Source organism: Pedobacter sp. SG908, assembly GCF_011759615.1.
Taxonomy (GTDB): domain Bacteria; phylum Bacteroidota; class Bacteroidia; order Sphingobacteriales; family Sphingobacteriaceae; genus Pedobacter; species Pedobacter riviphilus.
Map to the genome: position 1 here is coordinate 496,813 of NZ_JAAOYY010000001.1, position 26,120 is coordinate 522,932.

The 26,120-nt window shown below is 36.9% G+C and carries 23 protein-coding genes; 10 read left to right on the forward strand and 13 right to left on the reverse strand.

Annotated elements, in window-relative coordinates:
- Window positions 1-89: 89 nt before the first annotated feature.
- The 12 genes from FHT21_RS01885 to FHT21_RS01940 form a co-directional block, all read right to left on the reverse strand.
- The gene (locus FHT21_RS01885; RefSeq protein ID WP_167293107.1) at window positions 90-770 is read right to left on the reverse strand and encodes a hypothetical protein; all 681 of its coding nucleotides are present in this window, start codon (window positions 768-770) and stop codon (window positions 90-92) included.
- A gap of 57 nt (window positions 771-827) precedes the next feature.
- Window positions 828-1,622, reverse strand: coding sequence for a glycosyltransferase family 2 protein (locus FHT21_RS01890; RefSeq protein WP_167293108.1), 795 nt, complete (start codon window positions 1,620-1,622; stop codon window positions 828-830).
- Window positions 1,609-2,412, reverse strand: a complete 804-nt coding sequence (locus FHT21_RS01895; RefSeq protein WP_167293109.1) for a glycosyltransferase — start codon at window positions 2,410-2,412, stop codon at window positions 1,609-1,611. Before FHT21_RS01895 ends, FHT21_RS01890 begins: the two co-directional genes overlap by 14 nt.
- Window positions 2,412-3,101 carry an FkbM family methyltransferase gene (locus FHT21_RS01900; protein ID WP_167293110.1) on the reverse strand — a complete coding sequence of 230 codons (690 nt, stop codon included), beginning with the start codon at window positions 3,099-3,101 and terminating at the stop codon, window positions 2,412-2,414. The genes FHT21_RS01895 and FHT21_RS01900 overlap by 1 nt, the downstream gene beginning before the upstream one ends.
- A complete protein-coding gene (locus FHT21_RS24905; RefSeq protein ID WP_243853831.1) occupies window positions 3,094-4,356 on the reverse strand; it encodes an ABC transporter ATP-binding protein in 1,263 nt (420 codons plus the stop codon). The genes FHT21_RS01900 and FHT21_RS24905 overlap by 8 nt, the downstream gene beginning before the upstream one ends.
- Window positions 4,349-5,485: an acyltransferase gene (locus FHT21_RS01910; protein ID WP_167293111.1), complete on the reverse strand. Its 1,137-nt coding sequence runs from the start codon at window positions 5,483-5,485 to the stop codon at window positions 4,349-4,351. Before FHT21_RS01910 ends, FHT21_RS24905 begins: the two co-directional genes overlap by 8 nt.
- Window positions 5,482-6,336 (reverse strand): ABC transporter permease, encoded by an 855-nt coding sequence (locus tag FHT21_RS01915; protein WP_167293112.1) that lies wholly within the window; start codon window positions 6,334-6,336, stop codon window positions 5,482-5,484. Before FHT21_RS01915 ends, FHT21_RS01910 begins: the two co-directional genes overlap by 4 nt.
- Window positions 6,337-6,362: 26 nt before the next feature.
- Window positions 6,363-7,472 carry a glycosyltransferase family 4 protein gene (locus tag FHT21_RS01920; protein WP_167293113.1) on the reverse strand — a complete coding sequence of 370 codons (1,110 nt, stop codon included), beginning with the start codon at window positions 7,470-7,472 and terminating at the stop codon, window positions 6,363-6,365.
- Window positions 7,473-7,482: 10 nt separating this feature from the next.
- Window positions 7,483-9,282 carry an asparagine synthase (glutamine-hydrolyzing) gene (asnB, locus tag FHT21_RS01925; RefSeq protein ID WP_167293114.1) on the reverse strand — a complete coding sequence of 600 codons (1,800 nt, stop codon included), beginning with the start codon at window positions 9,280-9,282 and terminating at the stop codon, window positions 7,483-7,485.
- Window positions 9,283-9,432: 150 nt separating this feature from the next.
- A complete protein-coding gene (locus FHT21_RS01930) occupies window positions 9,433-9,936 on the reverse strand; it encodes a UpxY family transcription antiterminator (protein ID WP_167293115.1) in 504 nt (167 codons plus the stop codon).
- Window positions 9,937-10,056: 120 nt separating this feature from the next.
- Window positions 10,057-12,456, reverse strand: coding sequence for a tyrosine-protein kinase (locus FHT21_RS01935; protein WP_167293116.1), 2,400 nt, complete (start codon window positions 12,454-12,456; stop codon window positions 10,057-10,059).
- 1 nt (window position 12,457) lies between these two features.
- Entirely contained in the window at window positions 12,458-13,270 is an 813-nt protein-coding gene (locus tag FHT21_RS01940) for a polysaccharide biosynthesis/export family protein (RefSeq protein ID WP_167293117.1), read from the reverse strand.
- 1,322 nt (window positions 13,271-14,592) lie between these two features.
- Between FHT21_RS01940 and FHT21_RS01945 the strand changes: the two genes are divergently transcribed.
- The 9 genes from FHT21_RS01945 (at window position 14,593) to FHT21_RS01985 (ending at window position 22,864) form a co-directional block, all read left to right on the forward strand.
- Window positions 14,593-15,009, forward strand: a complete 417-nt coding sequence (locus tag FHT21_RS01945) for a hypothetical protein (protein WP_167293118.1) — start codon at window positions 14,593-14,595, stop codon at window positions 15,007-15,009.
- A gap of 308 nt (window positions 15,010-15,317) precedes the next feature.
- Entirely contained in the window at window positions 15,318-15,788 is a 471-nt protein-coding gene (locus FHT21_RS01950; protein ID WP_167293119.1) for a hypothetical protein, read from the forward strand.
- A gap of 564 nt (window positions 15,789-16,352) precedes the next feature.
- Window positions 16,353-16,664: a hypothetical protein gene (locus FHT21_RS01955; RefSeq protein ID WP_167293120.1), complete on the forward strand. Its 312-nt coding sequence runs from the start codon at window positions 16,353-16,355 to the stop codon at window positions 16,662-16,664.
- Window positions 16,665-16,774: 110 nt separating this feature from the next.
- A complete protein-coding gene (locus tag FHT21_RS01960; protein WP_167293121.1) occupies window positions 16,775-17,515 on the forward strand; it encodes a glycosyltransferase family 2 protein in 741 nt (246 codons plus the stop codon).
- 178 nt (window positions 17,516-17,693) lie between these two features.
- Window positions 17,694-18,773: an MraY family glycosyltransferase gene (locus tag FHT21_RS01965; protein ID WP_243853833.1), complete on the forward strand. Its 1,080-nt coding sequence runs from the start codon at window positions 17,694-17,696 to the stop codon at window positions 18,771-18,773.
- 110 nt (window positions 18,774-18,883) lie between these two features.
- Window positions 18,884-19,879: a type I glyceraldehyde-3-phosphate dehydrogenase gene (gap, locus tag FHT21_RS01970; RefSeq protein ID WP_167293122.1), complete on the forward strand. Its 996-nt coding sequence runs from the start codon at window positions 18,884-18,886 to the stop codon at window positions 19,877-19,879.
- Window positions 19,880-20,523: 644 nt separating this feature from the next.
- Window positions 20,524-20,961, forward strand: coding sequence for a GNAT family N-acetyltransferase (locus FHT21_RS01975; RefSeq protein WP_086544984.1), 438 nt, complete (start codon window positions 20,524-20,526; stop codon window positions 20,959-20,961).
- Window positions 20,962-20,967: 6 nt separating this feature from the next.
- The gene (locus FHT21_RS01980) at window positions 20,968-22,161 is read left to right on the forward strand and encodes a phosphoglycerate kinase (RefSeq protein WP_167293123.1); all 1,194 of its coding nucleotides are present in this window, start codon (window positions 20,968-20,970) and stop codon (window positions 22,159-22,161) included.
- 181 nt (window positions 22,162-22,342) lie between these two features.
- Window positions 22,343-22,864, forward strand: a complete 522-nt coding sequence (locus FHT21_RS01985; RefSeq protein ID WP_167293124.1) for a hypothetical protein — start codon at window positions 22,343-22,345, stop codon at window positions 22,862-22,864.
- 132 nt (window positions 22,865-22,996) lie between these two features.
- On the opposite strand, the gene FHT21_RS01990 is transcribed toward FHT21_RS01985, so the two are convergent.
- Window positions 22,997-24,928, reverse strand: coding sequence for a mechanosensitive ion channel family protein (locus FHT21_RS01990; protein ID WP_243853834.1), 1,932 nt, complete (start codon window positions 24,926-24,928; stop codon window positions 22,997-22,999).
- Window positions 24,929-25,094: 166 nt separating this feature from the next.
- Between FHT21_RS01990 and FHT21_RS01995 the strand changes: the two genes are divergently transcribed.
- Window positions 25,095-26,069, forward strand: a complete 975-nt coding sequence (locus tag FHT21_RS01995; RefSeq protein WP_167293125.1) for a DUF1080 domain-containing protein — start codon at window positions 25,095-25,097, stop codon at window positions 26,067-26,069.
- Window positions 26,070-26,120: the final 51 nt, after the last annotated feature.

Sequence of the window (26,120 nt, forward strand, 5' to 3'; positions counted from 1 at the left end):
GATAAAACTACTTTATATTTTATTGGTTAAATCCTCTTAGTTAAATGTTACAAAATTGAAAAATGCAGTGGCAGGGTAGAGAATATATTTTAATTATTGTTACGGCGCTTATTTTTTTGATTACGAATATTCATGAAATTTAGAATTTTAACAACCACTTTTAAAAAAAAAATATTCTTGTAATCTATAAACTTTTGCAAATTGTCACTGTATCCGAAAGCATGCTTAACTATTGATTCTTTTGGGGCATACACATTTAAGTCTTTATGGAGATCGGCCATTACAGAGTCAACCCATCTAAGGTCACTTTTCAGCTTCTCTATGATTTTGTCAAGCGATTTATTTCTATATGCAACAGCAACTAAACCAAGGGTATTCTGTAATTTAACCACACTATCATTTACGGCGATGGGTTTTAAAAAATGATTTTCAGCATATAGATATAGCATGTCCCAATCAGAAGGGGTATTGCGAAGTAATTTGGATAAATCTCTTGCAAATGATCTGGGAATTATTGTATCATCTTCAAATATTATAAAAAAATTATATGCCCTGTTTTTAGCATCTTCTAATGTTTTAATGTGACTTAATCTAATGGCGAGCTCACTTGCAGATCCTGGCCAATTATGCAATTCAACCTCATCACTCTGAACCGCTCTTGAACGTATAAGATTTTCGACACCTAAATATTTTGAGTTTCGCTCAAATTTATCTCGTCGATCGGTACGATAGTCTAAATTGATAAAATAAATTGCCTCGAATCGGATCATAAATTATTTGGATATATGCTTGTAGCATAATTGCTTTAGCAATGGAATTTGGCTATATTAACTATTGTTATTTTTACCCTTTGCTTTTAAAAAATATGAAGAAAGTGATATTATCCTGTTCTTCAATTTGGTAAGTATTATTTTAGTACTTAAACTTTTAGATGGATTGGGTTCTATTAATTCGGCTAAAAAATTCGGATATTTTTCTTGCATTATTTTATTCCTTTCTTTGGCATTTAGTTCATGGTTTATTGATGAAATGCCAAAAGTATCAAAATCAGTAACGATTAAGTTCATACGGTAGAATCGGTATTGTTTAATATAAGCATCTATAAACCAAGTCCAATCTGAAATTATCTTATAATTTTCATGATAAACCCCAAGTTCATCATTATTGAACAATTTTCTTTTAATGAAAGTAGAAGGGTGGGGAATAGCATAGTTTAATAGAAATCTTAAATTTATTTGATCTGGATATTTGTAACGGTTTCCTGATATATTCAGGTCTCCAAAAAATATATCGTAGTTCTTTAATGAAATGTATTTTGCCACATTTTCTACAATTGTGTCTGTACATAGAAAATCTCCAGAATTTAAGAACATCAGAAATTCTCCTGTTGCCAGTTTAATTCCTTTATTCATGGCATTATATATTCCTGTGTCCTTTTCTGATACTATTTTATGTATTTTGGAATGAAATATAAGATCTTTCGATCCATCATTGCTGTCGCCATCAATTACAATATACTCTATATTTGGATATGTTTGATTAACAACCGACCGAATAGTTTTTAATAAACCATTCTTGTTATTAAGGTTAATGGTAATAATAGAAATTTTAATGTTTTGCACTTTGCTTTATCTGAATACCATATAGCCTAATAAGAGCAGATGTTTCATACCAAGACCAGAATAAAGAAAGAAATAATCCTGTAAATCCATCTTTATAGCCTTTCGCGAGAAAAAAACAAATTCTAAATGATTTTAAAGGGGCTAGAGCTAATTCTTTTAATGAGGTGCGCTGGCTATTTTGAAATCGTGCATCACCCTCATTTTTTAAATATCGGTAATGCTTTTTAAATAAGAAAAGATAACTATTAGCCCAATAATGTTTTATCCCATTTTGATTGTCGCTTGATAAATGATACGGGATATATCCATCTCTAAGTTGCCGCCCCTGATGAACGTGGGCAGTAAATGAAAACTTTTCATTGTGAGCGAGAAGCAATCTACGTTTTTCCCCTCCCCATATTGTGCCGAGGAGTTTTTTATTCTTAAAATAGTAGAATATCGGAGCTAAAATACAACCAATGTCGTCCGTTAGTTTGTTTTCGTTAAAAAGTTTCTGGATGTTCTCAATAGTAAAATCATCAATTATCTCATCGGGATCTGTTATCAAAATCCACTTATTTTTTGTTTTATCTCCATATTTTGCATGTATCCATTCGCATCCAGGAACTTTGTCATGATGGATTACTTTGGCACCGCAGTTGTTCGCAACCTCAACAGAAGTATCTGTTGAACCCAAATCATAATAAAGTATCTCGTCACAAAAGGCTAGCTTAGGTAAAGAATTTACTAAAAAACCCACTTCATTATAACCCACAACGATTGCGGATATTGGTAACTTATTATTTAGCATCAATAAGCAAATCCAAAATTAAAATAAAAGAAATCCCTTATCCTTCCAATAATTCCTGTTCTTTTTTTTACGTAAATCTCATCGCCTCCCAAGATCGCAATTTTCTTAAATCCATTAATTTTCATATGTTTATGAATGCGCTCATCGTGGTAATTATTTTCGACTGACACTGAACGGAAGTGAATATTGTCAAAATCAATAGCTTTTAAAACATCTAATTCTCCTCCTTCGATATCAATACTGCAATAATCAATTTTATCAATGTTGTATTTCTTTAAAAGTTTATTTAAATCATAACAATTTACAGTTGTTTCTTTTATTGAACCCCCATGGCTTTTCAGTTCATCTTCAATTCTCTTCAAATGACGGGAGTCATATTTGGATTTTAAACCACTTAGCATTTCAGCATAACCAGTAACTTCATAGAAAATCCCATCACCTTCAAAATCAGCTACGCAGCCGTTAATATTAATCGATTTCCTCGACTGTTGTAATTTACTAAATACTGACGGTATAGGTTCAATACAAATTCCAACCCATTTAAGTTCTTTTTCAAAGAAATAGGTGTTACTATAAGTAATACCATCATTTGCCCCAATATCCAAATAGACACCGCCAGATTTGTTCTTGAACAGTTGATCATTTAAATATTTATCCTGACCGGATTGACTGTAATATATTCTACCCATAGTTTGTGTTGAAATCAAATTCTATTGCTAAATTTCCAGAGACATTTTTTGCGAAAGGAAGGAATTCGTTCTCTTTTATTGAGTTTGAAATTACTTGAAATCCAATTAGGTTCAGAAAATCACCAGTACAATTCTGTGAGCCAATTGCCAAACCAATGCTATAATCACCAGGCATAATACCTATATTATAGGCTTTGCCCTTAATTTTTATCTTTTTTGAAATTATGGAATATTCTAACAGTTCTTTTGAACGTAAATCTAATATTGCAATTCGGTTACCGAAGCTATCCATGATGATTAGAGCTATGCAGTCCAATTTATTTTGAATATTAGATTCAAGTTCAATTTCGAAATTAACTTCATCAAATTGATTGTAATTAACTTTATCGATCAATAATAAATTTACTTTTAAAAATTCATTTAGATTATGGTTTTCTATAATTTTTGATCTTTGAATTTGTTCATTCTGCATTATATATTCCTCACATATTTTCGATGAAGAATCATAGCTAATTAATTGTCCATTTTTTAAGAGAATCCCATTATGGCATAACTTAAGGATGGATTCCATATTATGGCTCACAAACAACACAGTTCTTCCTTCTCCTTTACTGACTTCGCCCATCTTGCCCAAACACTTTTTCTGGAATTCTGCATCACCAACGGCCAATACTTCATCCACGATCAATATCTCTGATTCTAAATGAGCCGCAACAGCAAAGGCTAAGCGTACGTACATTCCTGATGAATATCGTTTAACAGGGGTATCCAGATAACGTTCAATCCCTGCAAAGTCTACAATCTCTTCTAATTTGCGTTGGATTTCTTTTTTACGCATACCTAAAATGGCGCCATTCAAAAATATGTTTTCACGACCCGATAGTTCTGGATGAAAACCAGTACCCACTTCTAATAAACTGGCTATTCTACCTTTACCGGATATTTTGCCTGTAGTTGGTGCAGTAACCTTGCTTAGTATTTTTAAAAGTGTACTCTTCCCAGCACCATTTCTTCCGATGATGGCCACTGCATCTCCCTGCTCAATTTCGAAGTTAATATCTTTTAAACTCCAAACCACATCGCTTGTGCCTTTGGTATTTTGATTGTTGCTTTCACCAATTCGTAAAAATGGATCTTCTTTGCCTCGCATGCGGGCATACCAGCGTTCTATATCACGACTAATTGTGCCTGTACCAATTTGTCCTAGTTGATAAGCCTTTGCAATATTTTCTGCTTTTATCGCGACTTTAGACATCTTTTTTTTTAAGCAAATGAAATTTTAAAAAACTAATGCACCAAATTTCTACTCTTTTATGAAAAAGTATGCAAAAATAAATAAGAATGCTTATTACTATTAGTGGTGTTAGAAATGTATAGTCTTGAAAATAGTTTCCTAGCTTGTTAATCATCAATACACCAACAGGTTCATGTATTAGGTACAAGAAGTATGAAGATACACCAATCTTAATCAATAACTTATTGTCCAAAACACGTATCATTTTCTGATTAAAGATAAATAGTGAAAATATAGTAACTATAATTACCACCATTTTTCGTGATTGATAAGCATGCGGAGATAATAGTTGAATTAATATAAAGAAAGAGAATACGAAAATCTTTAGATAACGTGATTTTTTCGAAATATTTTTATCGCTGTATATCGCATAGCCAAATACTCCGATTGAAAAATAGTTGATGAAATCTGGTAAATTGAAATATGTATTTATGGTTGTACCTAGGTAAGCAATATTTAAAGGTAATCCCTGATTTGTACAATACCTGCTCCAAAAATCTGCCGTTAAAATGAATAACATCAAATTGATTAAAATAGCAAATATGAAATAGTTTCTATAAAAATTTGATTTATCAAAAAAGTATACGGTACTGCATAAAAAATAGAACTGTATTTCTGGCCACAAACTCCAGTATGATCCGTTTAAATAGTCAACATTAGTTTTAATTAATTTATTAAGAATATTTGGATTGATCATTGTAATACTCGAAAACAAGTTGTTGATTTTATGCCCATTCGAGAACAAAAAATCATTATCATACCACATCAAAGATAAAAAGATCAAAATTGAAGATATCGTTAAAGGTGGCCACAACCTGATCAATCTTTTTATCCAAAATTGCTTGGTCGAATTCGTAGTTTCTAGTGTTTTTACAATCACAAAACCACTAATCATAAAAAATAGTTGTACGCCATATTGACCATAGCTAAAGAAATTATACTTATCACCATAAGGATAAAATAGTGTTGTATTAGCTGGAGGTATCCATCTGGAGAAAAAATGATATAAAATAACTCCAATAATAGCTATACCTCTCATACCATCAATTGTTGGCATTCTTTCACCATGATCTGATGTAATTTTAATCAAACTGTATCAACAAAATTTCGTTCTACTTTATTAAAAATTACTATCCCAAAAAACAGCAGGGCAGTTGTAATACCAGTTGCATAGCCCAGGCTACTCCAGCTAAAGCTCCCCTCACCCAAAAATCCATATCTAAAGGTTTCAATAATTGGTGTCATAGGGTTATATTTTATAATCCAGGCATATTTTGGGTATTTTTCAATGGCGGTAGACAGCGGATAAATAACAGTCGTGGCATACATCAACAATTGTACACCAAATCCTACCAAAAATGCGAGGTCACGGTATTTTGTGGTCATAGCCGAAATAATCATCCCGGTGCCCAGGCCCAATAAGGCCATTAAAATTACCACAATGGGAACCAGTGTAATGGCCCAGGAAGGCTGAAAACTTGCATCAGCTAAATAATAATAAATAAACATGATCAGGAAAAGGATCATCTGTACGCCAAAGCGTACCAGGTTACTCACCACTATACTCAGTGGCATAATTAAACGGGGGAAATAGACTTTTCCAAAAATCGCGGCATTATCCCTAAAAACAGTTGATGTTTTGGTTAAACAATCTGCAAAGTAATTCCATGCAGTGATACCGGCCAGGTAAAATAATGGTTTAGGTAGCCCATCGGTGGAGATACCTGCCAGGTTACCGAAAATAAAGGTAAAGATGATGGTGGTAAATAAGGGCTGTATGAAAAACCACAATGGGCCTAATATCGTCTGTTTATAGAAAGAAACAAAATCTCGGCGAACCAATAACCAAAGCAGATCGCGGTAAGCCCAAATTTCGTTAAGCTTTAAATCGAATAAAGAAGCTTTAGCCTCAATGGTCCAGGTGTGCTCTTCGTTATGCATGGTTGTTTATATTCATCTTTATCTCCTCAAACTAATAGTAAGTTAGCTACTTTTTCCTGGTATTGCTTGTATCCAAATGTTTCAAAACATAGCTGCTGGGTTGCTTTGGCTTGATGTCTTTCTTTTTGCAACGAAGTGATAATTGCTTCACCAATAGCTGCCACATCATTAGGGTTTAGAAGGGTACCCAGTTTGCCGTCCATCAGTGCATCGCTACTGCCATCGGCATTACCACCGAGTACATTACAACCGTAGGCAGCAGCTTCAATAAAAACGAGTCCAAATCCTTCTGCCTTGCTCGGCATTACAAATACATCTGCTAATTGATAATGTAAAACAAGTTCATCATCTGCTACAAAGCCTGTAAGTATGACGTTTTTTTGCAGGCTAGATTGGGTAATGAGCTTATTAATTCGCGCTAATTCTGCCTGGTCTGCTTTTCCAACCAACAAGTAAACCAAATCTGGATAAATTTTGATTACCTGTGCTAAGCATTCGATAACAAGATCGTAACCTTTATATTGTTCAGATGAAGATAAACGGCAGATGGTTAACAATACCTTTTGGTTATTGTTAATTCTATATTTTGTGAGGAGTGAAGCCGGTTTTGAAATCGATTTTTCTAATTTAAAATAGGGGTCTAAAGAATTGTTCAATACGTTAATCCGGTTTTCGGCTACTTTGTGATGCAATATAATCTGATCTGCTGTATGCCGGCTTACCGCCCAGATTTCTATACTGTTCAGCATCTGTTTTTTCCAGCCCGCTAAGGCATTCCAGATCTCTATTCCATGGGCAAAAAGCACGATACGAACACCTGGCTTTAACATTTTGATGATCCGTGCAAAGAGTAGTAAATGAACATGACTTAAAATAATTACATCTGCTTTTAATCCCGCTTTGATAGCTGTTAAACCAAAAGCTGTTTTTTTGCCATGATATCCCTTAAATGAATCTTTTGCCACGTAGGCCAGATCGGGTTGATCATCATACATTGATAAAACCTGGTAAGACTTGATTTGCGCACTGGCTTTCAGGTCATCAAGCGTCTTTGCAAAAGTTTTACTTACTTTTTCTATTCCACCGGTTAAACTGAAAGTGTGTAAGCTAAGAAATAGAACTTTTCTGTTTTTCAATCTTTTTTTCTTAAACCCTAAACGCCTGATAAAGCGCCATCACTTTGCTCCAGTGTAAATTACCCCGTCTAAAATCGTTAACCATTTTTGATGCAAATTGGTTTCCTTCAGTTTTTATTGAAGTAAGAAACTGTTCATCTTTTTTTAACCACAGTTGGAAGGGAAATGTAAAGCCCATTTTTTCTCGGTTCCATATTGCGTTTGGCAGTATAGCAGAAAATGCATCAATTAAAAGTGATTTAGGACGATCAGCCCCAAATTTTAACTTAGGTTTAATAGATTTAACGATACCTAGTAGGTCCTGATCTAAAAAAGGAACACGGACTTCTATACCATGCTGCATGCTCATGGTATCGGTATCCTTAAGCAATTGATTCTGCATGTATAAATTACATTCCAACCAACTGGCCCTTTCTCCGTTATCTAAATGATTTGGAGCGGAGGCAATATTTATATTTTTTAATACACGATCTACTTTTTCTATTGAGAAATTTAACAAAGCTGCGATTTCATCGGGGGTAAATATTCCCCTTAAAAAAAGATATTCGCCAGCCGTATTTTGATAACTTAAATAATAGGAACGTTTTAATCCGGAGTTATTAAAGGCGAGGCTTTTTTTAAGAATGAGTTTCGGTAATTTTTTCAGCTGCTTAAGTAAGCCCATCCGTTTAAAGGAAGGGTAGCCGCCAAAGAGCTCATCGGCACCGATACCCGATAAAACAGCTTTTAAGCCGTTTTTTTTTGCAAAATAATTAACAAACCATGAGTTGATGCCATCTGCAGTAGGCTGATCCATAGCTTTTAATGCAGCTGGGAAATACGTTGAAAAAATAGATGGGGTAATGGTGTATCCTGAATGCTTCCCATTAATTTTTTCGGTTATTATATCCTGAAAGGCCTTTTCTGAATAGGCTGTTTCTTCAAAATTGATAGAAATGGTATTCAGGGTACTTAAATCCTGATTCGTAATTTCATCGGCCAGTAGCGTTAAGATACTACTATCAATACCACCACTTAAAAAAACACCGATCTTGGCATCAGATAGGAGGTGTCTTTTTACTGACGCCCGTAAATTTTGTTCTAAAGCTAATTTAGCGGCCTCTTTGCCCAAAATTTCTTCAACATGCCGATGTTGGACATAATTTTTAATTTCGAAGGTATCCGATTGATGTTGCCATTCCATGTAATGCCCTTTTGGCAACATCAAAATTTCATTAAAAGTGGTGTATGGTTCTGGTATATGCCCAAAAGCGAGAAAATAGATTTTCCAATCAGGTTGTTCGGTATAATGATAAGAGGTTTCTGCAAAAGCCTTAACTTCTGAAGAGAAAACTAGACTTAGTGCTGTAGCGCAATAATACAATGGTTTAATACCTGATAGATCACGGACCAGATAACTACATTTAAGCTGGGCATCGAATAGATAAAAGGCAAACATGCCTTTAAGCCTTGCAAAACTGGCTATACCCCAGGCTGCATAGGCAACTAAAATAACCTCGGTATCACTTTCGGTATTGAATAGAAAGCCTAAGTTTTGCAGTTCTTTTTTGAGCTCCGGGTAATTGTAGATTTCTCCATTGAAGGAAATTATAAGTTCATCTGCCTTATATTTCATCGGTTGATGACCATTAGGAGAGAGATCGATCAAAGCCAAACGCCTATGACCTATCACAAGGCCTACGTTGGTATTGGTATAGAAGCCCTCATCATCGGGGCCGCCATGCGCCATTATGGTACACATGCCTTTAACCTCCTGTTTGATCTGTTCTATTGATCTGTTTTTATCAATTATACCTGCAATCCGACACATTTATACTTCCTGTTTTTCCACTTACCACAACCTACTTCCATCTTGCCCGGGCACAGCTTCGCCCCCTCAGTCACATTTTCTTTTAAAAATGCACTGATTATTTTTTTATATATCTTATTGAGCTCGATCTCAGCTCACATCTCCAATCACCTAGAGCGGTTCTACAAACGCAACAGAGGTGTTAATTTCAATCGCGTAACCCATATTTTGTAAACGCAAAATAATACGCTGTTTATTGTGCACAGAAGCCAATTCGGCAATAATCCCTTTAAATGGGCCTGCCTTGATCAATACGCGCGCCCCTGGTTTTATATCATATTCAAAAACCTCCAGATCTGCATCCGTGGCCAGTAAAAGTTTAAGATCTTGAATTTGTTGTTCGGGTATGGCGGCTATTTGTCCAGAGAAATAGAGAAACCTGGCAATGCCATTGGTCATCAAAACTTCAGCATGTTCTTTGGCCGAAATATACACAAATAGGTAAGACTTAATTAATGCTTCATCAACTATTTTTTTGCGATCGCTCCATTGTTTAACTGTTTTTTTTAGAGGTAGATATACGTTAATGCCTTTTCTTACCAATTCCTTGTAAGCCTTTTTCTCTGCCCTCGATCGCGTATAAACCGGATACCATCTGTAATTCTGATCAATCATTATGCTTAGTCTTTATAATGAAACCCTTATACATATTTTATCAAATTTCTATCCGTTTAATCATAAACGGTTGAGCAACAAGTCTATCAACGAAAAAACTCCTTCTTCATCCATCCTCTTTTACTTCTTCTTCCAAAACATCCACCATTTCCTATTCTCATCATCGTAATAACCTGAGCCAGAATATCCCGAATAGTCAGAATAATAATAAGTGCTGTTGCCGCCACCACGGCTATAATCAGTTGTATAATAATTCGCATAAAGGGCATCATCACCAAATGCATTTAATACAATGGCCATATTGCTTAATCCATACTCCCGTGATAACCGCTCTGGAATAGCTGCTGCCCGTGTTTGCGATACACCTGAACGGATCACAAAAAGATTTACATCAGAGTTCCTGATCAGCGGTATAGCATCCGAAACCAGGCCTACCGGAGCCGTATCGACCAAAACATAATCATATTCTTTTTCTAAAGCCTTTAGTAAATCGCGCATGGCGGCAGTATGCAAAAGCTCTGAAGGATTGGGGGGTACGGGGCCTGATGGAATAAAGTCGATATGATGTACTTCGTCATGGATGAGGACATCTGCTAAACTATGCTGTCCGGACAAGACAGAGCTCAGCCCTTTACGGTTATCGCTTCCAAAAACTTTATGTAGTCTCGATTTACGTAAATCGGCAGCAATTAAAATTACTTTTTTCTCAATTAACGCAAGCGTGCCCGCCAGGTTTACAGTAACAAATGATTTCCCTTCACCTGATATTTCAGAGGTAATACAAATCACTTTACTTTTTTTATGGCTGGCTAAAAAGCTCAAATTGGTACGTACGGACCTAACCGATTCGGCAAAAACTGATTTAGGTTTAGCAATAGATAAGGCCTGGCGGTTATCTTGATCAATATAATCGGGGAATTTGCGGATTACCCCGATGATAGGCGTATTCGTTAAGCCTTCTACGGTTTCCTTGTCATAGATGTAAGGATTTAAAAAACGTACCAGCAAGATCAAACCCATACCTGCACCTAAACCAAATAAAATGGCAAAAGTGTAAACCTTATTCGAATTCGCAGAAATAGAATAATAAGATGGATAAGCTAAATTTACAATAGCGGCACCAGATACCGTGGCCGCAGCATTCATTTCTGCTTCTAATTTTTTTTCAGATAAATAAGAACGCACTTTGTTGTTTACTTCGAAGTTGGTGCTGAGTTTAACAAAGTTTTGTTCTTTGGCCGGAATGGTGCTTATGTTTTGATTTACCGCAGAAATTTGGCTGTTGATATAACGGATGGTCTGTTCATTATTATTGCGCATGGCCTGCACACTGCTCCTGATGCTCGCTTTTACATTGGCGATCTGCTGATCGATTTGTTTAACGGGTTGCGAATCTGCATTAAATTGATTGAGTTTGAGTATTCTATTCGCGAGTAAGGTGTTTAGTTGAGTAACTAAAGTTCCCAATCCGCTATTTAAATCACCTTCTATATCTAAGCCAATCTCTACCTTCGAACGGTTATTGTTCACTTGGTCTTCCAGTTGTTTAATCGCCAGTTGTTTAATATTTAGTTCTGTTTTTTGTTTCTCAAAATCTGATAATTTACCGATTGTTGTAGAGGTGGTAGATCCAAGATCGACCATTTTGTTCTGGGTTTTGTAGTTCGCCAACGTGTTGCCAGATTTACCCGCCTCAGTATTAATAAAGCCCAGTTGCGTATCAATAAATTGGACCGTCTGTTTAGCCGAACGTTGCCTCTGGATCAAATCGTAACGCACATATTCCTTCATAATGGCATTGAGCATATCGGCAGCAAAAACAGGATTACCATCTGTTAAACTTAAACTCATTACATTGGTAAAGCGTGCGGCCTCCGCTACATTTAAACCCATTGCCCGTCCGATAAAATCTTCTTTGGTATTAAATTTAAAGCTATAATCGCCTTTTGGAACAATGGATTTAATGCGGAATCGCATATTGCCCATATTTAATACCTCTCCGTAGCGGTGGATGGTTGGTTTGGCTTTTTCGTTGTTAGGATCACTAATGCTAAAGCTTTTATTGTCAATCGCTTCTATATTGTACAAACCCCGATTAAAGTTTACCGAATCCTGTTGTATAATTTCGATCTGAAAAGGAATACTTGGGTATAGTTCTGTTGTCCTGATCCTGCCTTTTAAATAGTAGGAAATTTTGTAATCCAGGCTAGCAATGGCATTAAGTACAACATCGTTACTGCGGATCACAAAACTTTCTGCCTGAATTTTATCGGTATAATTATAAACCTGTGTGGGCATTTGGTTGTTTGTGCTCACACTCGGGTTACTGTCCTGTAGTTTAAGCGATGCTCCGGTTTGGTAAATAGGTAATGTATAAAGTACCTTTATTTTAGCAACAACCAGTGCAATGGCAATGCAGCCAGCAATCCAATACCACCTGCTCCAAAATACCCTGAATATTTTATAAAAATCAATTTGTTGGCTAACCGCCTTAACCTCTAAATCTTCTGCTTTTTCCATATTAGCGTGTCACAGTAAAAATTAATACGGCAAGGTTAACCACCACAAGTAGTGGTTGTACGATATTGTTAAAACTCTGAAGTTTCTCGCTCAGTGCAGCACTCTTAGTAGGTTGCAATACAATGATGTCGTTATTCTGCAATATCAGTTTTTTACTTGCCAAACTATTAATATCGGTTAAGTTTACATAAATAATTTCGGGATGGCTTCGGTCGCCGCGGATAATTTTTAAGGTTTTAGGATCTGCAGTTTTCGTAATCCCGCCGGCCTCACCAATGATTTCGATTAGGCTGGTATTGTCTTTCTCAAGCAGAAAGTTGCCTTGCTTACTAAATTCACCCAATAAAGTTACTTTTAAGTTAACAACGGTTAGCTCTATAATCGGGTCTTTTAATAATTTTTGTTTATAGAGATCCTGGATTTTGATTGTAGCTTCACGCCTGGTTAAGCCCACAACTTCTACTTTTCCAATGGCTGGTAGATTAACCATGCCATCCGGCTCTACCGGATAAGAAAGCATATTCTGAGCCGTGCCTGAAGTCGTATTCGATAGGGTACCGGAACTACCAGATGTAGTAGCTCCAAATTCGGGGTTCTGCACATTTCTTATGGCCAATTGATCGCTAATCTTGATTTTATAATAAGCATCGCTTATACCCTGATCGTTAACAACATAAACGTGTTTGATTGTATCAGTAACAATGTCGGAAGGTGCGTAAAATAAGGTGCGTTGCTTGCGAACCGAGCAGGCATTTAAAAAGAAAATGGAAAGCAAAGTGATTAACAAATAAATATATTTTCGATTGAGGTTCATCAGCATACGACACATCCTTGAAACAATTTTAAATAACAAAAATACTTTTAAAATCATTAAAAGAAGAAAAATTACTCAGGCAAAGGTTTTGATTGATTGAAGAAAGATTTTAATAAGAGGTTTGTAAAATAGTGTAAAACGTTCTTTCACGAGATAACTGCAGTTTTATTACCTACGACAACATTCAAACCATCTCTCAAGGCTTTAGATAACTCTCATTGAATAAACTATTTTGTTTATGATAAATGTCAATTATAAAGTATAATGTAATATTATAGCTACAATAATTAGGGTATTTTTGTAAAAAAAAATAGAAGTCTATCATTCACATTATGTTTAAAAAAAATTTTGCAGTTGCCATGTTCCTGATGGCTTCTGTGATATCTTCCAAAGCTCAGCAGTGGGCTTCTAGCGTATCTTCAACCGGTGATTGCATTTATGATCGAAACGGTAATGTAATCAGTTGTCAACCCACATCACAATGCGAGTTTGTTTCAACAGGAATAACGAGGACAGGAACATTTTTTGTATGTGATGCCTATTGGCCGTGGTGGCTGGGTGGTAGATGTATATACGGACATAATGAGACCTATACAGAGAATCAATATAGAACTGAATGCCCGTTAGATAATAATATTTTGCTTCTTATTCTGCCTCTTGGCTTTTTAGGTCTATTTTTTCTGCGTAGACACCAACTTAGTTTTGCATTGTAGTTTCAATCATATCGCTCAATAATATACCAAAACAACTTGTTTTTCTATATCGGCTTAATATGAAATCGATTTTCGTCGTTAAACATTTTTATCATTCGATGGGACTAATTACATTTTGAAAATGGTAGCAATAGTTTTTCCTAAATTGACACTTCATTAATATACTCATATTTATTTAGTAGCAAAAAGCGCTAATTATATATTACTATCACAAATTTATTTGCGATTTAGTATTTACAGTCTATTTTTCAAACACGGAATCATCCGCTGCTGTACCTGTCGTGAATTTTTCTTATTGGTATTGCTAGTTTTTAACAGGGTGCGTGCATTGTAAAAAGTAGTAACCCTTCAGGTTGTATCATTACTTCCTGTATTTCATAATAGCATCATATAGAAATGTATATTCAACTTTACACCAATAATTTAAAAGGTTGAAAAAAATTAAAACTAATTCTGAAGCTATTAATTTTTGCTCTCTTTAGAATAAAACTAATACTCATATTTATAGATATAAGCGCTTTTATTGTATTATTAAATAGGCATTTCGCTTTTATCTGAGACAAGCTTCTTAATTTTGGGATCTGGAATTTATCCCTCTAGCGTCGTCTTATGAAAATTATAAGAAATTTATTTCTATCAGTGCTATTTGTTTCCTTTTATTTTAATGTCTATTCCCAAAGCGGTTGTTATACTGCCGGTGGAAATAAGGATTTATATACTATGACTGGTACAGCTACTACTACTACGATATGTGGAGCAGGGACTCAATCTTATAGCAATACCCAAACTAAATACAACAAGCCGGCAGGATGTGATTGGGCACCTCTATCAACATCAGGCACCTGTAAGGTCAATACCCCCGAAGGGAATAATTTGTGTGGTATTATTGGTATATATACTTTAGCTTGCCCAATAGATGACTATACGCCCCTTGCATTGTGTGCTTTAGCCGGAATTGGCTCGTTTTTTCTAACACGTTTCAATTTTAAAAACATCTCTTGTCGAGATTTTATTAAAATGCTTTAGCTTCGTTCATTTTGTTCATGACAATTGTCAACAATAGTTGAACAGGTTTTTCAAGTAAAAATCATCCACCAAAATTGATTCAATTTGTCATATCTGCTTTTCAAGCTGTTTAAAGGCATTTTAAATTTTTAAAGGTTTGATTTTGATCAACAAAAATGTCTTTACGGTACTCCTCAGCCCTGTCTACATCTTCGTCATAGAAAAAACAGAATCTATAGGCCACCTTAAATAGTATTGTTTATTTTGCGATTTTTGTGAAAAATGTAGTTTTTATACTACGTTTTTTAGTGAAAAAAGTTAAAATTTAGATGAGTGTAAATGTTGCCAGGGTGCTGATCCTATTCTGTTCTTCCTTATTTGTAAATACAGCATTTTGTGCGAATAAAAGAGGGTGTCTATTGAACGATAATATATATAATGTTCAACTTGCTGATGTTGGAATATATAGAAATCCATATTACACTCAATATTATGAAAATTTTTCGTCAAGTGTAGAGCCAGTGAAAGATTCAGAGGTTGCGTATTACCGAGATCCAGCGAAATGTTATATGTGGGGCTACAAACAAGATTTGAGGATAACAGATGCACAAAAAAATGGCTGTATAATTAATGGAAATGAGAGTTTAGGCATTGGTCGGCCACTGGAGTATGAATTAATTAATTATTGTAATCTCCCTTTGGATGACTATAATGGATTGATTATAGTTTTCTCGAGTATTATTGGGGCCTGTTTTCTGCGCAAGAATTTATTTAATTCGACTGAATCAGCTACTACTTAATTATTTATAGGAATCTGGACTATATTTAAGTTTTGAGTGATTATTCTCTGTCGATATTATGATGTTTAGTACTATGGAAATGGCTACTTACAACGGTGGGATTTACAGATCCGGTTTGCGACTGAAGAATTACGGCAACCTACAATATTAGATATGCTAAGACAGTTATATTTATAATGATTCTTCATACTTTCGGATGTTGATCCAAATTATCCATGTGCAGGCCCGCTAAATAATTTACCCATTGATGACTACATGCCTTTTATCATATATTCTACTAGAGTTTTTGGTATCATCATTATTCTTAAAAAATCAATTCATATACAGTTAATAAACAATTACTCTATTATTTCTTGTAGCTGTAAGTTTGGACTATCAAGGCCATACTACTGCTATAATATTGAACAAAACGAACGTAGTTTTTAGTTGCTAACTGAAGTAACTTAGTGTATCATCACATAATGATACATGAAAAGCTTTTACTTTTTCATACTTGTTATTTTAATGTCTTGTGGCGCCTTTGGCCAAGGCTCAGCAACGGGATGCTTAGTGCCATATTATAATATGGTTTATACTTCTAATGCTCTTGAAGTATTAGGCTCTTCTCAATTATATAATAAATCTCCTTCAACATCTTTATCTGCTAATTACTGTAGTTGGACTCCGAGCAGCACAGCATCTTCTTGTGTTATTTGCGACGGAACTCTAGGCGTTGATTTATTTGGTATCAAGATATGTTTGTTAGGTTCGTTTAGGTATGGTTCAGAAGGTACTTTTACCATGGTAGAATGCAACCTCGACGACCATTCCTGGCTTTTAGGTGCAGCAGCAGGTTTATTTGGCTTGCTCATCATCAGAAGAAGGAATAAACTATAAATCATCTTTGTCGGTTGGAATAAGGAACCATTCGGCATATGTAAAGCTAATCTTTATCTTTACCACAGTTTTCAGCTTAAAAAAAGTCGAAGAACCGCTGTTTGGTAACAATGAAAATATCCCTCATTACAGTCGTTTACAATGGAGAAACATTTTTACAGGAATGTTTCAATTCGGTAATTGCACAAACTTATGCTAATGTAGAGTATATCGTAATTGATGGAGGATCGACAGACAGAACGCTGAACATTATTCAAGAAAATAGATCTGCCATTGATTATTTTGTCTCTGAAAAAGATAAAGGTTTATACGATGCCATTAATAAGGGGATTGAAAGGGCAACAGGAGAAGTAATCGGGATTTTAAATGCCGATGATTTATTTGCGCACCCTGATGTGTTGGCAGCGGTAGCCAAAACCTTTATGGATCAGCCGAAAATAGATGGACTTTATGGTGATCTCAATTATATACATCCTACATCGCATAAAATTATCAGGAAATGGAAATCACGGCAAAACACATTTCAGGACCTTCAAAAAGGCTGGATGCCCGCACACCCCACGCTATATCTAAAAAGATCGTTGTTTGAAAAAAATGGGGATTACGCATTAGACTTAGGCACTGCTGCCGATTACGAATTAATATTACGTTACTTTTACACCCATAAAATAGAAGCGGTCTATCTGCCTATCTTAATGGTGAATATGCGCATGGGGGGGGTAAGTAACCAATCTGTGATGAGCAGGGTCTCTGCTTTTGTTAATGATTATAAAGCACTAAAAAGAAATAAGGTACCCATGCCTTTTTGGGTATTGCTAAAGAAAAAGCTAAGCAAACTCAGTCAGTTTTAGTGATTGTTAATCAGTTTTTTAGCGTCATTTATTGCTTGCTGGCTTAACATCTGAAATATTTTTTGTCTGTTTAGTGCGACGTAAGTCGATTATTTTGATAAATGTCATGTTAAACATTTTACATCACAATTTTGTTTATCTTAGTATAGTTATATTTGCTTGCAAGTCCCTATAAGTTTTGCTAAAAGATATTCTGAATACCAGCCCTGACTATTTCTGTATAGCCATATTTATTTTGGCCTTTTCAATCGTAATTATTAGTATTCCAAGTATCATCTATACTTCTTTAAAGTATGGCCTTTTTGATAAGAACGACCTTTACCGTAAAAAACATAAACGCAATATTTCACGTTTAGGCGGCTTAGCCATTGTAGGTAGTTTTACGGTAAGTATCTTGCTTTTTTCTTCCATTATTAATTTTAAAGAAGCCAACTTTTTAATTGTATCATGTATCATTCTTTCTGCACTTGGTTTAAAAGATGACGTTTACGGTACCAATGCCAGCACAAAATTTATTCTGCAGATCGTAGTCGCTTTTATCCTTGTGTTTTTTGGGGCTTTCCGTTTAACAAGTTTGTACGGGGTATTGGGTATAGGAAATATGGCGCCCTTATGGGGAAGCCTTTTTTCGATTGCATTAATTATTTTCCTGAATAATGCATTCAATTTAATAGATGGCATTGACGGATTGGCAGGTGGAATCGGCATTTTAACGAGCCTGGCTTTTGGTATTTTGTTTTCTTTCATGGGACAAGTGCCTTATGCATTTATTGCCTTCGCCCTGGCAGGTGCCATTGCTGGCTTTTTAAAGTACAATTGGTTTCCGGCTAAAATATTTATGGGCGATACGGGTGCACTGATTATCGGGCTTATCTCTGCCGCGTTAGCGATTAAATTTATAGAGCTCAACAAGTTTACCGGAGAAAATAAACCTGCTTTTTATTCCGCGCCAGCAATAGCGGTAGCCATACTGATTGTACCTATATTTGACTCATTAAGGGTATTTACCATCCGCATTTTAAAGGGCCGATCTCCCTTTAAAGGAGATCGTAACCATATTCATCACCGTTTGGAACGCTTAAGATTTAAGCCTAGTTTAATCGTCGTTTCTACTGCTGGGTTTAATCTGGCTACAATAGCGGCCACCATTTTCCTTCAGCATCTTGGGAATTTTGTCCTGATTTTGCTCATTATTGGGCTCTGTATTGTGTTTAATACCCTGCTTACCTTAAGTCTGCTTAAAAGGAAAGGCAGGTAAACTTTTAATAGTAGCAGGTATAAGCTTTCATCATCTCTTTTCCATCTTATATAATCAGGTCTTTGCTTTGATAAATTAATACTAATTTTGCGCTCTAATTTTTTAATACGATGAGGCTGGCAATAAATGGTTTTGGTAGAATAGGAAGAACATTTTTACGCTTAGCATTGGCTGAGGGATTTGAAGTAGTGGCCATTAACGACTTGGCAGATGCCAAAACGATGGCTCATTTATTTAAGTACGATACTGTTCATGGTGTTTTCGCAGGGAGTGTTTCTGCAAAACCAGATGCACTGGTGATTGATGCGCTTTCGATTCCGGTTTTTGCAATTAGAGCAGCTGACGAGTTGCCCTGGTCGGCATTGCACGTTGATTTAGTTGTCGATTGTACAGGTAAAAACCTAACCAGGGAGGCAGCCGAAAAACACATTACATCGGGTGCAAAACAGGTGCTTATTTCTGCTCCGGCAGCCGATGATATTCCGATGGTGGTTTTAGGGGTAAACGAAGATCACATTGATTTAACTAGTTCTATACTATCGAATGCGAGTTGTACAACCAATAATATTGCCCCAATGATTAAGATTTTAAATGATAACTGGGGTGTTGAAGAAGGTTATATTACCACTATACACTCCATGACGGGCGATCAGAACCTGCATGATGCTAACCATAAAGATTTACGCAGGGCAAGGGCCGCCTCATCTTCCATTATTCCAACTACAACAGGGGCAGCAAAAGCCATTACCCATATTTTTCCAGAACTGGATGGGCGTTTAGGTGGAGCAGGAATCAGGGTTCCGGTTTTAAACGGATCATTAACCGATTTTACCTGTCTGTTAAAAAAGAAAACCACGATTAAAGAAATTAATACTGCCTTTAAACGCGCTGCAGATAATGAGTTGAAGGGCCTGGTACAATACACTGAAGACCCGATTGTATCGGTCGATATTATTGATAACCCACATTCCTGCGTATTCGATTCGCTATTGACTTCTATTGTAGGCGATATGGTTAAAGTAGTGGGCTGGTATGATAACGAATATGGTTATAGCAGCCGTTTAATCGATGTGGTAAGGAAAATAGAAACGCTTTCTAAAGCTTGATGATTTAAATTCTTAAGCAACATTTATTTTTAGCTTTACATAGACCTTCTTTTTGTTCCACAGGTCAGCAACATCTTCCAGGCCATCACAAAAAAATATAGGAAACAGAAAGAAAGGTTGCTGTAACCGATAGGCACTATGTCTGCTTTGCAAGAAAATTTAGATTATTTTTTTTTGGAGCGCAGGGCCTGTACAGTTATTAAAGTTCGTTCCCGTTCTTCGCTATATCCCCTGCGCTGCGCTCCTGGGGATACCACTGCGCCCGGGGCTAGGTACTTCTTATCTGCGGGGGGAAGCCATACCAAGCTGCCCATTCTAATATACACTGCGGTTTTGTTACACAAGCCTTCGTTAAATAAACCTTATTGTAGCGGCTATCCTTTTTGTTCCACAGGTCAGCAACGTCTTCCAGGCCATCACAAAAAGATAGGAGCGGAAAGAAGGGCTGCCGTAACTTATAGGCATTACGCTTGCTTTTCTTGAAAATGGCACATTGTTCATTTGTTTTGATCGTTGCCAACCGGAGCTAAATGTTGAAAATTGTGGCCGATATTATTATTGGGTTTCAATTGCTTTATTAACTTTGCAGACGTTTGCGGTGCATCCTATAGCAATGTCTTTAGATATAAGCTAACGATAAAAATATGGTCAAATTTATTCTTCCGGAAGAAGTACTGCCTTTAAGAAGCCTGGTTTTACGTAATGGCAAACCATTCGAAGCATGTGTTTTTGAAGGCGATCTTGCCTACGATACCTTTCACTTGGGTTTTTTAAAAGATGGAGAAATAAAATCAATTGCTACTTTTATGCGGAACGATTTTTTTCCGGAAGAAGGAGAGGGCTATCAGCTTAGGGGAATGGCTACACACCCTGATGCCGTTGGAAATGGTTATGGTGCAGCGTTGGTTACTTTTGCCATTGAGTACCTAAAAGAATATAAAACCGATTATTTATGGTGTAATGCCCGCTCAACGGCGGCAGCTTTTTATAAGAAAATCGGCTTCACTACCGAATCGCCTGAATTTGATATCCCTGGTATCGGTTTCCATTACGAAATGAAATTAAACTTAAATCAAAAATAATTAAACATGAACACCATTGACCAGTTTGACTTTAAAGATAAAAAAGCATTAATCAGGGTAGACTTTAACGTGCCGTTGGATGATGAATTTAAAATTACAGATGACAAAAGAATCAGAGCTGCTTTACCAACCATTTCTAAGATCTTAAAAGATGGCGGAGCTGTTATTTTAATGTCGCACCTGGGCCGCCCGAAAGATGGGCCAACCGATAAATATTCTTTAAAACACATTTTATCTGATTTATCTGCTCTTATTGGTGTTGATGTTAAGTTTGCTGACGATTGTATTGGCGAAAGTGCCGTAAAACAGGCAGCTGATTTAAAATCGGGCGAAGTTTTATTGTTAGAAAACCTTCGTTTTTACAAAGAAGAAGAAAAGGGCGATGTGGCCTTTGCAGAGAAATTATCAAAATTAGGCGATGTTTATGTAAACGATGCCTTTGGTACAGCCCACCGTGCACATGCTTCTACTTCAATTATTGCTCAGTTTTTTCCAAATGCAAAATACTTCGGTTATTTAATGGCCGCTGAGGTAGAAAATGCGGAGAAAATTTTAAACCATGCAGAAAGACCTTTTACTGCAATTATGGGTGGTGCTAAAGTATCTGACAAGATTCTTCTGATCGAGAAATTGTTAGATAAGGTAGATAACCTGATTATTGGCGGTGGTATGGCTTACACTTTTGCTAAAGCACAAGGTGGAGAAATCGGCACCTCGTTATTAGAAGCTGATAAACAGGAACTTTCTTTAGAACTGATTGAAAAAGCAAAAGCAAAAGGTGTAAACCTGATTTTGCCTGTTGATACGGTAATTGCTGATAAATTTGCAAACGATGCGGCTAAAAAGGATGTAGATTCAGGCCATATTCCGGCAGATTGGATGGGACTGGATATCGGTCCGAAATCAGTTGCATTATTTCAGGATATAATTAAAAACTCTAAAACCTTATTGTGGAACGGTCCAATGGGGGTTTTCGAAATGGAAAGTTTCCAGGTAGGTACTAAAGCTGTTGCAGAAGCAGTTGTTGCAGCTACTAAAGATAACGGTGCATTCTCATTAATCGGTGGTGGCGATTCGGCCGCAGCGATAGCCAAATTTGGTATGGAAGATGAAGTAAGTTATGTTTCTACTGGTGGTGGTGCTTTGCTCGAATATATGGAAGGCAAAGAATTGCCAGGTGTTAAAGCCATTAATGGATAAACATAAATCAATTTCGATTAAGGAGGCCTTGCAGATTGCAAGGCCTTTTCTGTTAAAAGACAAGAAGGTTGAGAGTGGAAGTAATTCAGATGGCTGGCATATTTCTCGTTTAGCGAAAATAGTTTTAAGTTTAATGTATAAGTTATCTTTTTTTTGATAAAAAGCAGGGAAAGAATATACCATGAATTATTATAATCTAAAACAGATCCGAAAACCCATACCTAAGTTGGTTGTAACGGATACAGACGGACAAGAATTATTTTCTTTCATTTTTACAGAAGAAAACGAAGAGATATTAACGGCAGATATAGCTGGCAGCGCATATTGTCTGGCGAAAAATCCCCTTAGTGAAAGAACCAGCTACGAATTAAAAAAAGATGATTTTTTATTTTGTGAGATCTTGGGTGGTAGCATTCCAATGTTAACCATCAAAAGCATAATATCGGATGATAATAACAATGATATCAGCGTAGAATTGAATATTTCTGCACATATTAGTTTTTGGACCAAACAACCCTCTCTTACCTTGTTTTATAATGAGGCCAGGTTATTTAAGATAAAACACACATTCTTTAGTGGCTGGGAACTTGAAAGTGCTGTGGCAGAAGACCATAAAAACTTCAATAATTTTCTTTTTACCTTTGTATCCCTGTTCGTAATTTCACAACGTGAGTTACATTTTAGAGTGCTGGGAGAGTATTAGCTTTTAAATATATTACCTGGATAATGTTATCAGCATTGCTCTTTCATCGCAAAACTGCCTAAGGGTTAAAATAATGTTCTGCAACCAGGAACCTAAAAGGAGTTAAGCATCTGAGCTTCCCTTACTATCTTTTTATACTTTGTTTTCTGTACGGAAGGTGGGAGCCTGATAATCTGCCGGCAAGTAGTCTTGCGGAATAGTTGTCGCGTTACCATCCCTGAGTGCCTTGTAGTGTGGCGACATGATCTCTACGCCGGCTTCGTTAAACTGATCCTGGATATTGGCATGTAGCCCTGAATAGATAACGGCCTGTTTGTTTGCAGATTTTGTAAAAGCATTAAGGCGATAGCTTACATAATAATCATCAAGACTAGTTTGGAGCACATAGGGCTTAGGTTCAGCCTCAATGAGCTCAGTGGCAAGTGCCGCATCAATCAGCAGTTGATGTACCTGTCTCCAGGGAACATCATAACCTATAGTAACTGTAGTATTGACGATGAGCCCCTTTTCGGCAGCTTCTATACTGAAGTTTATGGTATGGTTGTTCATCACAGTAGAGTTGGGGATAGAGACGATCTCATTCTGAATGGTACGTACCCGGGTTACCAGCAAGGTCTTTTCGGTAATATCACCTGTAACCTCACCAATTTTTACCCGGTCGCCGATCCTGAAGGCGCGCATATAGGTTAACACGAGGCCAGCAACAACATTGCCTAATGCACCTGCAGATCCAAAAGTAAACAGCACGCCCATAAATACCGATACTCCCTTAAAAACACCTGAATCCGATCCTGGCAGGTAAGGGAAGATCACAATGAGCATAAAGGCCAGGATCAACACCCTGATAATCTGATAGGTAGGGTTCGCCCAGTCTTTATAAAAGCCTGGAATGGTGAGCTTTCCCCGTTCAATCTCTGTTTTAATGAAGCGGACCAGGCGGATTACGTAACGAAAAACCACCAGCAACACGAGTATGGTCATCAGATCGGGGATATAGTGCCACACCGAAATGCCAATTTTTTTTAGTGGGCTGAGGATATAACTCAGCAGGTTGACAGAAAGATCACGGGTAAAGGGGAAAATGCCAAATAACACTGGAAAAGCAAGGTAAATAACCACCAGGATAACGGCGTAACGGATGATTTTTAATATAATGGCTATTGCGTTCTGTTGATGCGCAGCATCTAAGAGCTCATAATTTTTTATCCTGATCCCTTCTTTGAGGCGACCGTCTGAGGAAATAATTTTTCCGGACAGTTTTTTAAAAAGCTTATTGATCAGGTAAATCAGGGCAATAACCACAGTGATGACCAATAAGGTTAGCAGGATCTCTTCCAGGATAACCCGCCAACTGTTATCCTTCCGGTACTGCTCAAGGGCAGTCGATATTTTTTTCTTGATGTACGCTGTATAACTGTTACGGTCTTTTTTTGCCCAAAGTGCATCCTGGTCGGTGATTGATAATAACAGGCTGCTGCCATAGAGTAGGTCTGTAGATTGTTCTGCCGGGCTGATTTTGAGTGAGTCTGCTGAGTACCCAGGGGCATCACCAATGCGCTCTAGCCTCTCTGCAACCGCCCGGGCACGGTCTGATGCACTGAAACTTCCCAATTTGGCATAGATATAATAAAGGGTATCTGAATGAAAAACCACTGGTATGCCCTTGATGATGGAGCGAAGCGAATCAATCTGGTGTTGCTGGCTCGAAAGATGTACCGAATCTCTTTTCTTAAGTGAGGTGAGCTCTGCCATTAGAGATTCACGCTGGGATTTATCCGCTACACCCAATATGCTCACACGCCTTTCAAGCTCAGATCTTTTAAGTGAGTCTGATAGCCTCTCGGCAGACAGCTGGTTAACCCTGTCGAGATCATTTTCGAGTTTTTTAATGGCTACACTGTCGGTTTTTTTGTTAGCGCTATCTTGTCTTGCAATGCAGTTAAAGGTAGAAGCACAAATGATGAGGGCAAGTACGGTAAAAATTCTGATCATATTTTTTTCAATGGCTTTACCTAAAGTAATAAAATTAAGCCATAACTGAATAAAATCGGCGTAGGTTGCCATTAAAATGAGCCGATCAGATTTTGAACCATAACTGGGTTTTCATATTTAAACTAATTGAGTATTTGCGCCTAAAACAAATAAGTCATACCTTACCCTTAATTGCTAAGTCAGCTGCTTATGTTAGCCGCCGGGTATATATGAATTGCTTAATAAACGAATTACATCTATGAGAAAAAAACTCTTTTTGTTTGGAATAGGCTGTCTGCTGATTGTAGGCTTGTCGGAAAAAACATTTGCTGCAACAATTGTAAAACCAGATCATATGCAGGTGCTTACTGAGCCTGCAGCGCTGATTGGCCGCTGGGATATTACGGTTGATGTAAACGGAAAATTGGCACCAGCCTGGTTGGAAGTAAAACTATCGGGTTATAAAACTTTAGTGGGGTATTTTGTATCTACTGCAGGTAGTGCACGTCCGGTATCGGAAGTAAAATTTGCTGATGGCAAGTTTAAGTTTGAAATCCCGCCACAATGGGAAAATGGTACATCGAATTTGATTATCGACGGTACTGTGGCCGAAGCAGGCATCGAGGGGATAATGACTGATTGCAATGGTAAACAATATAGCTGGAAAGGTGTTAAAGCACCTTACCTGAAAAGAGCTGTTGCGCCAGCATGGGGTAAACCTATCAATTTGTTCAATGGTAAAGATCTATCTGGATGGAAAACCAATGGACCAAACCAGTGGATAGTGAAAAATGGTATTTTAACCAGTCCGAAAGCAGGTTCAAATCTTATTACTGAACAGAAATACAATGATTTTAAGCTCCATGTCGAATTCAGGTATTCAAAAGGTGGAAATAGCGGTGTGTACTTAAGAGGCCGTTACGAGGTGCAGATTGAAGATAGCAAAAAAGATGCGCATCCTAATAGCGTACTCTTCGGTGGTATTTATGGATTTTTAACTCCTAACGAAATGGTTACGCTTGGTCCAGATGAATGGCAGCGATACGATATTACTCTTGTTGGCCGTTTGGTAACAGTGGTAGCCAATGGCAAAACCATCATCAGTAACCAGGAAATTCCGGGCATTACCGGAGGAGCATTGGATAGTAATGAGGGAGAGCCCGGGCCTATTTATCTCCAGGGAGATCACGAACCGATCGAATATCGGAAAATTGTAATTACACCGGCAAAATAATTATCTCTAATAGGACAGGCTGTTTCATAAAATAGAGTTGCCAATCCCGAG